Annotated in this window: 8 protein-coding genes; 3 read left to right on the top strand and 5 right to left on the bottom strand. The window is 45.4% G+C overall.

All coding sequences use genetic code 11. From position 1 onward, the window contains the following. The first annotated feature begins 29 nt into the window (after nt 1–29). Nucleotides 30–2,588, top strand: coding sequence for a leucine--tRNA ligase (leuS, locus tag QUA77_RS06040; protein ID WP_333449555.1), 2,559 nt, complete (start codon nt 30–32; stop codon nt 2,586–2,588). Between the two features lie 207 nt (nt 2,589–2,795). Here leuS and QUA77_RS06045 read toward each other — a convergent pair whose 3' ends face one another. Further along, nucleotides 2,796–3,605 (bottom strand): SAM-dependent chlorinase/fluorinase, encoded by an 810-nt coding sequence (locus QUA77_RS06045; protein WP_333449556.1) that lies wholly within the window; start codon nt 3,603–3,605, stop codon nt 2,796–2,798. 18 nt (nt 3,606–3,623) lie between these two features. Here QUA77_RS06045 and QUA77_RS06050 point away from each other — a divergent pair, with 18 nt between their 5' ends. Further along, on the top strand, nt 3,624–4,472 hold the full coding sequence (locus tag QUA77_RS06050) for a DUF3598 family protein (RefSeq protein WP_333449557.1): 849 nt from the start codon (nt 3,624–3,626) through the stop codon (nt 4,470–4,472). 100 nt (nt 4,473–4,572) lie between these two features. Here the strand turns inward: QUA77_RS06050 and QUA77_RS06055 are convergent, their stop codons facing one another. The 3 genes from QUA77_RS06055 to QUA77_RS06065 all read right to left on the bottom strand — a co-directional run bounded on the left by QUA77_RS06055 (nt 4,573) and on the right by QUA77_RS06065 (nt 7,276). Beyond that, the gene (locus QUA77_RS06055) at nt 4,573–5,250 is read right to left on the bottom strand and encodes a GIY-YIG nuclease family protein (protein WP_333036516.1); all 678 of its coding nucleotides are present in this window, start codon (nt 5,248–5,250) and stop codon (nt 4,573–4,575) included. A 142-nt stretch (nt 5,251–5,392) separates the two neighbouring features. Next, on the bottom strand, nt 5,393–6,256 hold the full coding sequence (locus tag QUA77_RS06060; RefSeq protein ID WP_333036518.1) for an aldo/keto reductase: 864 nt from the start codon (nt 6,254–6,256) through the stop codon (nt 5,393–5,395). A 225-nt stretch (nt 6,257–6,481) separates the two neighbouring features. Further along, complete coding sequence (locus QUA77_RS06065; protein ID WP_445242199.1) at nt 6,482–7,276, bottom strand: ABC transporter permease; 795 nt, start codon at nt 7,274–7,276, stop codon at nt 6,482–6,484. 448 nt (nt 7,277–7,724) lie between these two features. Between QUA77_RS06065 and QUA77_RS06070 the strand changes: the two genes are divergently transcribed. After that, on the top strand, nt 7,725–8,798 hold the full coding sequence (locus tag QUA77_RS06070) for a radical SAM protein (protein WP_333036520.1): 1,074 nt from the start codon (nt 7,725–7,727) through the stop codon (nt 8,796–8,798). Between the two features lie 864 nt (nt 8,799–9,662). Here the strand turns inward: QUA77_RS06070 and QUA77_RS06075 are convergent. Beyond that, the gene (locus tag QUA77_RS06075; protein ID WP_333036521.1) at nt 9,663–11,252 is read right to left on the bottom strand and encodes a glycoside hydrolase family 57 protein; all 1,590 of its coding nucleotides are present in this window, start codon (nt 11,250–11,252) and stop codon (nt 9,663–9,665) included. Nucleotides 11,253–11,312: the final 60 nt, after the last annotated feature.

The raw sequence follows: 11,312 nt of genomic DNA on the forward strand, positions 1-11,312 counted from the left end.
ATTAGTAAATTATACAAGGAGAAATTGTTGTGGATTCCAGATATAACCCCCAATCCATAGAAGAAAAATGGCAGCAGACATGGGCTGAGCAAAACTTAGACCAGATGCCAGAAGATACGCAAAAGCCTAAATTTTATGCCTTATCCATGTTCCCCTATCCATCGGGAAACCTGCACATGGGCCACGTCCGCAACTACACAATCATCGATGTAATTGCCAGACTCAAGCGAATGCAAGGTTATCGGGTATTGAATCCGATGGGATGGGACGCTTTTGGTTTGCCCGCAGAAAATGCAGCCATCGAGCGAGGAATTCCTCCTGCACAATGGACTTATCAAAACATTGCCCAAATGAAAGGCTTATTTCGCCGCTTGGGTATTTCTTTCGACTGGACAAAAGAAGTTACAACTTGTTCTCCCGATTATTATCGGTGGACTCAATGGATTTTCTTGCAATTTTTAGAAGCCGGATTAGCATATCAAAAAGAAGCCGCTGTTAATTGGGACCCCATAGACCAAACAGTTTTAGCAAACGAACAAGTAGATAACGAAGGTCGTTCCTGGCGTTCCGGTGCCAAAGTCGAGCGCAAATTATTGCGGCAGTGGTTCCTCAAAATTACCGATTACGCCGAACAGTTATTAAACGACTTAGAAAAATTGCCCGATTGGCCAGAAAGAGTCAAATTAATGCAAGCCAACTGGATCGGAAAATCAGTCGGCGCTTACTTAGAATTTCCGATTGTCGGAATGGATGAAAAAATCGCCGTTTTTACCACACGTCCCGATACAGTTTACGGCGTCAGTTACGTTGTTTTAGCACCGGAACATCCACTAACTAAGCGCGTAACAACCGAAGATAGAAAAACCGCCGTAGAAACCTTCATCAAAGAAGTTGCCGCCCAAAGCGAGATCGATCGCACAGCCGAAGACAAACCCAAGCGCGGCATCCCCACAGGCGGCAAAGCAATCAATCCTTTCAACGGCGAAGAAATCCCCATTTGGATTGCCGATTATGTGCTGTACGAATACGGCACCGGCGCAGTCATGGGAGTACCAGCCCACGACACGCGAGATTTCAAATTTGCCAATCAATATCAACTGCCAATTAAAGTAGTAATTGTGGATGATGATGAAGTTCCGCTGACGGAAGCTTACACAGAACCCGGGATTATGATTAATTCCGAAAGCTTCAACGGCATGGATTCAGTTAAAGGCAAAGCAGCGATTATTCACCATGCCGAAAATGCAGGTTATGGCAAAGCCCGAATCCAATACCGCTTGAGAGATTGGTTGATTTCTAGACAGCGTTATTGGGGCGCTCCGATTCCCGTAATTCACTGTCCCACCTGCGGCACAGTACCCGTACCCCAATCGGATTTGCCCGTATTGTTGCCGGAAAATGTAAAATTTACAGGCAAAGGTTCGCCATTGGCAAAGATGGAAGAATGGGTAAACGTTCCTTGTCCGACTTGTGGCACTCCGGCGAAGCGAGAAACAGATACGATGGATACTTTTATCGATTCCTCGTGGTATTTCTTGCGCTATCCCGATGCTCAAAATCAAGAGCAAGTCTTCGATACGGCGAAGACAAATGATTGGATGCCCGTAGACCAATATGTGGGCGGCATCGAACACGCCATCTTGCACTTACTGTATTCGCGGTTCTTTACCAAGGTTTTGCGCGATCGGGGTTTAATCAATTGTGACGAACCATTTAAACGCCTGTTAACTCAAGGCATGGTGCAAGCAATGGCATACAAAAACCCCGTTACTGGCAAATACGCTCCCCCAGCAGATATAGACCCCGCAAATCCAAAAGATCCTCAAACTGGCGAAGCTTTGGAAGTCTTCTACGAGAAGATGTCCAAATCAAAATATAACGGTGTTGACCCCTTGGAAGTTATGGGCAAATATGGGGTAGATACGGCGCGGATGTTTATTTTATTCAAAGCGCCGCCAGAGAAGGATTTGGAGTGGGACGACGCCGATGTGGAAGGGCAATTTCGCTTTTTAAATCGCGTTTGGCGCGTGGTGACAGAGTTTGCTGCCCGCCCCCCTGCTACCCCCGATCAAGGGGTAGAAAATGCTGAATTAAGTAAAATTGAGAAGGATTTACGGCGGGCAATTCACACTGCAATTAAGGACGTGAGCGAAGATTTGGAGGGCGATTATCAGTTCAACACTGCTGTTTCTGAAATGATGAAACTCAGCAATGCTTTGAATGATACTAAGTGTAAAGATTCGCCAATTTATGCAGAAGGAATCAACACTTTGATTCGCTTGTTAGCGCCTTTTGCACCGCATATTGCTGATGAATTGTGGCACAATACTGGTAACAGTGAATCGGTGCATACGCAAACTTGGCCGACTGTCGATCCATCTGCATTAGTTACCGATGAAATTACGCTGGTAATTCAAGTTATGGGCAAGACTCGCGGCACAATTCAAGTGCCTTCTGGTGCTGATAAAGCTGCTTTGGAAAAGTTTGCTCGGGAGTCGGAATTGGCTAAGCGTCACCTGGAAGGTAAGGAGATTAAAAAGGTAATTGTGGTGCCTGGGAAGTTGGTTAATTTCGTGGTAGCTGGATAAAGATGAGAAACCCGGTTTATTGAAGAAACCGGGTTTTTAATACTTGCATTTAAAAATTAGCCAGTCCAAAAATGAGTTATCTAAAAAATTCCCGACTATGACTTACGCACTCCGCCAAAGAAACCTGGTTTTTTACGGAATCTCCTGATTCCCACAAAGTATTTTCGTAAAAAACCAGGTTTCTGAGTACCCATTCGTAAGTCCTATCTAATTGTTAGTTTCATAAAGCAATTGCACGATCGCTCCGCATTCCAATTTTAAAACAGATTGAGCGCTGCCGCCATTAGCGGCAATTTCTACCCAACCGTCAGAACCAGTTATGGCAATTAAATCGCCCGGTTCGCTGTCGCTGTAGGTTTTACCACTGGGGATGCGAATTGCATCAGAACTCTTGCTAATTGTTACTGACCAATTGTTACCTATAATGCAATTATTGGGGATATTAGTAATTAGATTGCCGAAGCGATCGACATATTGAATGCAGCCCGCTGCACCTGTGGCTGTAACGGCAAAATTTGGTATCTCTAACTGCACTAAACTTGCAGGGTCGAGCTCCTCTCCCAAGTCTTCCAACGCCACCCCGTTGGCCAAGTGAGCGCCCACAGCAGCGAAAATATCGCGACCGTGAAAAGTGCTGCTGGGTTGAGGATCTCGCCAGTATTGAGAATTCGTGAGTTCGACACAGGCGATCGCACTTTCCCGACTCAACACCCCGCTAAACAAGCCGTTATCCGGCCCGACAAGAAAGCAATTAGCACATTGAATCGCAACTCCGCGTCTCTTGCTTCCCACCCCCGGATCGACGACAGCAACGTGTACGGTTTCCGGCGGAAAATAAGCAAAAGCCGTCATCAAACAAAACCTCGCCGCTGCAATATTTTGAGAAGGTATTTGGTGCGTAATGTCAATGACTTTTAACTGCGGGTTAATTTGGGCGATCGTACCTTTCATCACTCCTGCATAAACATCGCTTAATCCAAAATCCGTCAGTAGAGTTATAATTCTATTTTTAGACATATATCGAAAGGTAAGAATATGGTAGGGCAGTGGGAAAATTTTCTGCAAAACTTGGGAGAATGGCACGGTTCCTTCACTCAGCTATCAACGCGAGGAGAGGTACTTAAAGATATTCCTAGCATTCTTTCTCTCGAAGGTTTTAATGACAACAAAACTGTGCGATTGAATCTCCGTCGGTTTTACCCAAATTCTAGCGGTGTCGGCGAACCGGAAGTCAACGAACTTGTTCTAGAAATTCAAGCTTTAGGACGAGATACCCTATTTTTTGAGAATGGAGCTTTTTCTCTGGGTACTATTCAACTAGCGCCTTTTTCTGAGTGCGGTGCCGAGTTGGGTTTTATCTACAATTATCGCCGGTTGCGCTTCCCTATGATCTACAATACCGACGGCAATTTATCCAAAATTACCTTAATTCGGGAAAAGCAGCTTGATAAAAATGTCCCCGAACGTCCGCATTTAACTGTTGAGGATTTGCTGGGAGAGTGGCAGGGCGAAGCCGTGACAATGTATCCAGATGGGCGTTCTCCTGACATTTATTCAAGCAAAATGCAATTGCATTTAGAAAGTAGCGATCGCCTAGTGTATAAAATTATTTTTGGCAGTAATGCTACCGTTATCAGTTCTAGCGGCAGGATTGACGGTTCAGTTCTGCACTTTAACGAAGGTGCTTCACCCGTGCAAGTTTTGCTCCTTCCTGACGGCGGTTCTTGCACTTTACCTGTCAAGATTGAATTGGGAAAACCTATATTTTTCGAGGCAGGTTGGTTGGTAGAACCTGACTTGCGGTTTCGGATGATTCGCAGTTACAATGAGCGGGGTGAATGGGTAAGTTTGACTTTAGTTACTGAACGCAAAGTTAGTCATTAATTAGTAGGGGCTGGTTCACCAACACTCTTTAATTTCCACCAATAATCTACATAAACCCGCCCCCATTTATGGCGGACGAAAGTTTATGTAGCAGCAAATTTTATTCGCCGGACTTTGTTTCCTGGGTTTGCGATTGAATCACGGCACTCCAGTCATCATTGTTAACAGCCGCTTCCAAATCCTTAGCCCGATCGCCATCACTTTTGGTAGCGGTTTCTAACTCTTTGGTAAGAGTGGAATCAGCCATTGCTTTGCGTAATTTTAGCTTCTTTTCTTCATAAGCTTTTTGTTCCTCAGCAGACATTGCCGATCGCGCTGCTTGGCCTACCGTAGCCGCCCACATTTCGCTGTCAGCACTGTTTCCAGGCGGAATGCTGCCGAGTTCTGCTATCCAAGCATCCCGCAAACTTTCCATTTCTTCCCGCTTCGGGAATTTGAAAGTTTGCACGCGCAGGAAAGCACAATTTTCTGCGCCATTTTGGGCGATGTGACCGTTGATTGAAAGCAGGATATTTCGCGAATAACCGATAAACTGAGTGTTGCGGGAAGTGTCCATTACAGCGTAAACGCCGGCGACTTTCGCGTTAGTTGCCAAATCGCGCCATGTATCGATCGACATTACTTGCGTGCCGTCATTTTCTAATTCAGAAATAGCGGCTGCTGCGCTGTGTTCTGAGTCTGAACTGTATAAAAAGTTGTGCAGTCCTTCATGGGCGACTGGTACGTTTTGATGTTCAATTGCTACGTCTCGATCGGCATTCACTTGATTAGCTTCCATTAAATTCAATTCCTCAAAAAATGTCAACTTTACTCATTAAATCCCACTTTCCGGGGCGGGCTTTTCGGCCCACCCCACAATAAGTTCTCTTTGTGGAACAGGCCGGAAAGCCTGTTCTATTGTTGTTTTTGCCCTTATATACTTAACTTACGGCAATTTGTTGCAATTCCTCGTCAGTCAATTTAACTTCGAGCGCCTGCACCGAGTCCTCAATACTCGATACTTTGGTCGCACCGGGAATCGGAACGATGCAGGGCGATTGTGCCATCAACCAAGCTAATACTATACAGTAAACTGAAACGTTTTTTTCTGCTGCTAATTTGGCGATCGCGGGCATATCTTGCAAGCTTGTGGCGCGGCGGCTTCCTCCTAAAGGGCTCCAAGGAAAAAATGTCAGTTTTTCGGTTTCGCAATATTCCAGAACGCCGTCTGATTCCGGCTGTCTGTGCCACGGATTATACTGATTCTGTACAGAGACAATTTCTACTGTATCGCGGGCGCGTTTGATCTGCTCTACAGAAAAGTTGGAAACTCCAATAAATCGAATCATTCCTGCTTCTACTGCTTCTTTTGCGGGTGCTAGGGCTGCTTCGATGGTATAAGCGGGATCGGGCGAGTGATATTGCCAAAGGTCGATCGGTTTCTCGCCGCCCAACGCTTCAAAACTTTCGCGAATTGTCTGGCGCAAATGATGGGGATTGCCGTTGCGCGTCCATGCACCTTGAGGCCGCATTAAGCCGCCTTTAGTGGCGACAGTAACGGCCCGAGTATCTCCGGTGTACTGTTCCAAAGCTTTGGCAATCAGTTGCTCGTTGTGGTGTTTGTCGGATTCATCTTGGCAGTAGGAATCTGCGGTGTCAATTAGGGTGACACCCAAATCGAGGGCGCGGTGAATTACCGCAATTGATTGCGATTCTGGCGGCCGGCCGCTTAAGGACATTGGCATACCTCCAAGACCGATCGCGCTGATAGTAAAATTACTGTTACCCAGTTTTTTTCTTTTCATTGGTTTGCCTTCGTTTGCGTAGTTTATTTCCTGTTTACATTTCCAGGATAGGTTGAAATCTTACATTTTTTTACCTATCTAAGTAAATAGAAAAAAATATTTTTTAGATAAGCTGTTTTGCCTTGAAAGTGTATATTTCAATTCCCTATTCCCCACGTGTCAAATCCTCTCCCTCTCAAACATAATAGACAATCTAGATGTGCATCAGCTTACCTACCTACTTAACTAGCTGGAAGCGCTGGTGTAAAAGCGGAGTGCAAAGTGCCAGAAGTAGCGGGAGAAAAATAACAGCCCGATCGCCAATATTCCCGCCCCTGCGATCCAAACGATTTCACCTCTCCCCAGCATGGCTTCTGCAGGCACAGTCGTCAAGAAGGCAACGGGAACTACGAAAGTGAAGAAAAATCGATAAGCTGCGGGATAAGCTGCCATTGGAAACCTACCGGCTTCTAACAATCCTTCGAGAACTTCGGTAACATTGTAAATTTTGACAAACCAAATGCTGGTTGCCCCTAACATAAACCATATACTGTAAAGAGTAATAGTTCCGAATAATAGCGGTATTGCTGTTAAAAAATAGTTGCCGATTGCTACTCCCAATTTGTTAGCAGCATACAGCAGCAATACGGTGCCCAAGATTAAATCTGGGATTCCCCAAGGCGAAACTGTGTTTGCAGATAGCCAGAATTGGGAACTGATGGGTTTGAGGAGTACGAAATCGAGAGTACCTTGCTGCACTCGATCGACAATACGGCTGAGATTAGGTGCTAGAAACGTTGACGAAAACCCCTGCAAAATCGTGAAAATACCGAGTACAACTAAAGCCTCTTCCCATTTCCACCCAGAAAACGTGTAACCGGTACGGTAGAACAAAAACAGCCCAAACAAGCTGCCCGCAAGATTTCCGAGGCTGCTGATGGCCGCGAGGACAAAGTTGATTCGGTATTCTAGTTCCGCTGCGATCGCCGCACCCCAGAACAATTTCAGTACGTGCAAATATCGTCCCATGTTTGTCGCCATTTTTTGCCGTTGAAATATTTAGATTTCATCCTATTGTAAAGCTTGTGTGAAGTTAACTGCTGTACAGCTACTTATTTCACTATAATTTTAAATTATTTAGACCGCTTATTTAAGTAGTTTTATTGACAGACAGTATTAAGTTATTTAACAACTTTTAAACAAAAAGTACAATTCTTAAATTAAGTCAATCTTAAGCCCATATATTTGGGGAATTATTAATCCGGGTTCATGTTTTTACACAAAGCATCGCTTGATTGATTAGAAATCTTAATGTGTTACAATTCTTAATAATATAAATATTTGACAAACATCTAGCCATACCTAAACGCAACACTTAGGATGGGGCATACGTATTCAAAAGCAATACGTAATCAGCAATGCGTAATTATACGTACAAAAGAGGGATCGAGAAATTGACCTAGCTAACAACACGTAAGGAAAAAAAGACATGGATGCTTTAACATTATCGAGACTGGGCGTCAAGCACACCAAAAGTGCAGTGGCCGAATCGCTGCGAATCAATACAGGATACGACGTGACAAGCCCCGTCACTTTTTACGGGATTGTCAACGAGCGCTGCAATGTAAAATGCCGGCAGTGCGAGTATTGGCGGCTCAAAGAATATAAAGACGAAATGACGATCGAAGAATGGCAAAATGCCCTCTTGAGCGTCAAAGAATTTGTGGGCGAATTTTCAATCAACTTTAGTGGCGGCGAACCTTATATTAAAAAAGGTTTTCTAGACTTGCTGGCCTTTGCAAATAAAAATGGCATTCACGCCGGCGTCACCACAAACGGCTATTGCATGACCAGAGAAAACGCAGCCAAAACTGTGGCTGCTCGTCCTTTTAATGTGAATATCTCAGTTGACGGGCCGAATGCAGAACTGCACGATTATTTGCGAGGTCAACCGGGATTATTTGATCGGCTTTCTAAAGGAATCGGTTATCTGCGCGAAGAACAAGAAAAACAGAACGTCCTGTTTCCGATCAACATCAAACCGACAATGAACCGACTAAATTTCCGCCACCTCCCGGAAATAGTCACCTGGGCTCAGGGAATTGGCGCGACGACGGTGAACTTCCAACCAGTCAACCGCTGGACGCCAGAAACATACGAGGAATTGTGGATTGAAAAAGAAGACATCGAGGAATTTGCACAAGTAATCGAACGCCTAATTGAAATGAAGAACAACGGTGCTCCGATTATGAACAGCGATGAAGTGTTGCGATTGATGATTCCTCACTTTGCCGAAGAAAAAGCTCCTGATTCAACTCGTCCTTGTCGCGTGGGACTCCGCAATTACTGGATTGATACGCGCGGTGATGTGAAATTGTGCGATGAGTTCCCGGTAATTGGTAATGTAAAAAATGCCAGCGCCCGCGAAATTTGGTACGGCGAAAAAGCTCAGGAAGTCCGTCGCGATACCTTGAATTGCGGCAAGCTTTGTCTGATTACTTGTGTCTCACAAAAGACTATTTTGGACAAGGTGAAAATGGGGATGAAGTTATTAAAAAATTGAGGTTTTAGCCGTGTTAACATTGCTTGTTTTCATGGTTGGTGACCGGGTTTGAGCAGAAACCCGGTTTTTTGTTTGATTAATTGTATTCCCTTCGGTTTTGCTAAAGGACATGGCAATGCTGTTTATTTACGAATACAATGTTTTGTATCAGTCTTGGCTAAATATATTATTGCCCCTTAAACAATAACCGATTGGTTGACGATACCTTATGTCAAGAATATTATAAATCTGTTGGAGCTTTAAGTGGGTTCTCAAACGAACTCAAATGAGGGACAATTATTAAAATTAAAAATTTCCCCCTATTCAATAAATTAAATTATTTCGCGTACTTGTCAAAAAATGGATAGGTCGCAACTACGGACAAGAATCAATCTACAACAAGTGATGTACACAAAGTGTCTGCCATTCGTTAGAATAACAACTAATTTCAGAGAGCTCAAGCAATTAACAAGGATATAGTCTTGGCAGTTTCGTAAAGCTCGGATTAAAATAAATCATGTTGCTTCTTGCGCTTTACTCGTGTAGGCTTTGCGCTAACAAGTTTAGCCGGTCAATCGGGTCAAACAATTTATCAAATTAAACACTCTAGTGCTGTCAAGTTATTTAATTTGTTAACTAAAACGTCCCAATGCTCATATGTTTATGTTTAATGGTTTGGTGCATGGTGCGAGGCTCACTTGGGACAGTTGCCTAAGTCCTGAATAGGTTTGACGCGCTACTTATCGGGGTAAGGCGCCCACTGCAAACCTGCAATATAGATGTTCTGCCCAAGTCTTGAACAACTGTATGAAAAAAAACCCGCGTAGGCGGGTTTTTTTTGTGTCGCAAGTGGTTTGAAACTGTCGGGATTTGCTCGCAGTTTGCTTAAAGCGATCGATAAACGCGATAGTTAATTTCAGGGAAAATATTATCAATCTCCTCAACCTTCTCCAACCAACCTGAATCAACTTTCCCTTCTTTCACTTCATCGTACAGCTTGTGAAAGCGCATTAAGTGCGATCGAGTCCGCCGCACTGCATAGGGCACCATCGTCCCTGTACGCATGATAAATGCCCAGTCAGAAGATTGAGCTAGCAGCACTTCCCGCGCCGCCTGGTTCAAAGCTCGCCACTGCAATTCATCCGCAGGTTCCATGCTTCCCAACTCAATCATCCGTTCCGCAGCTTTGTGCAAGTGCGGGTAAATCCAAGCATTGGTATCGTTGAGCCAATACTCGTGGAAACCCCGGAAACCCCAGCTAGACTGAGACGGGCGGCACACTTGCTGAGTCGGATTTCCCCGCAAATAATCGGCTAAGTGCGTCATCTCGTAGGTATTTTGGTCGTACCAACTCTTGCGGAACAGGTAATCTAAGAACCAAGGCCCTTCGTACCACCAGTGACCGAAAAGTTCGGCGTCGTAAGGTGAAACAATAATCGGTGGACGCTGCATAATGCCGTTGAGGTGTTCGACTTGGCGTTCCCGGTTAAAAGCAAAGTTGCTGGCGTGTTCGGCTGCTTTTTCTCTTGCCCAGTAAGGATCGTACAACTGTTTATCGCCTAAACCCAATCCGCGACCGGTGATTTTGTGATATTTAATCCCGGTATTTTTCCGCTGGCCGTTGGGCATGATGTAGGGCTTAATGTAATCGTAGTCAGCTTCCCAGCCCAAATCTTTGTAGAATTCGCGGTATTCGGCAGCGCCTGGATAGCCGACTTCGGAAGACCAAACCTGCTGCGAGGATTCGTGATCCCGGCCGAAGGCTGCGACTCCGCATTCGGTAAAAATGGGGGCGTAGCTGCCGTAGCGGGGACGCGGGCGGGCGTAGAGGATGCCGTGACCGTCTGTGAGAAAGTAGCGGAGGCCTGCGTCGGCTAACATCCGTTCTAAGCCTTCGTAGTAGGCGCATTCGGGCAGCCAAATGCCTTTTGGTCGGCGGCCGAAGTTTGCTTCGTAGTTGTCGCAAGCTACTTGAATTTGTGCCCAAACTGCTTCGGGGTACATTTTCATCAGCGGTAGGTAGCCGTGGGTGGCACCGCAGGTGATGATTTCGAGGTTGTTGGTATCTTGGTGTTCTTTGAAGGCTTTGACTAAATCTCGATCGTACTTTTCCCAAAAGTTGCGGACTTGAGAGAAATGGGCGGCGTAATGTTCGGCTAAATAGCGGAGGTGGCCGTTGCCGCTGTTGTGTTCGATTTCGAGATCGGCTAATTCTTCGAGTTTAGCCAAGTGGTCGTCGAAGCGGTCTTGCAGCAAGGGGTCGCGCAGCATGGCCACTAAGGGCGGCGTCATGCTCATGGTAATTTTAAAGTCGATGCCGTCGCGCTTGAGCCCTTCAAAGACTTGCAGCAGGGGAATATAGGTTTCCGCGATCGCCTCAAACAGCCATTCTTCTTCTAAAACGTAGTCGCTTTCGGGGTGGCGGACGAAAGGCAAGTGGGCGTGGAGAACGAGGGCGAGGTAGCCAATAGTCATAAAAAAATTCGGTAAGTGGGAAACTCAGCGTCTTTAGGGCTGAGAGGGAAACGGGTCGGC

It is taken from the genome of Microcoleus sp. K5-D4, from assembly GCF_036704575.1.
Lineage (GTDB): Bacteria > Cyanobacteriota > Cyanobacteriia > Cyanobacteriales > Microcoleaceae > Microcoleus.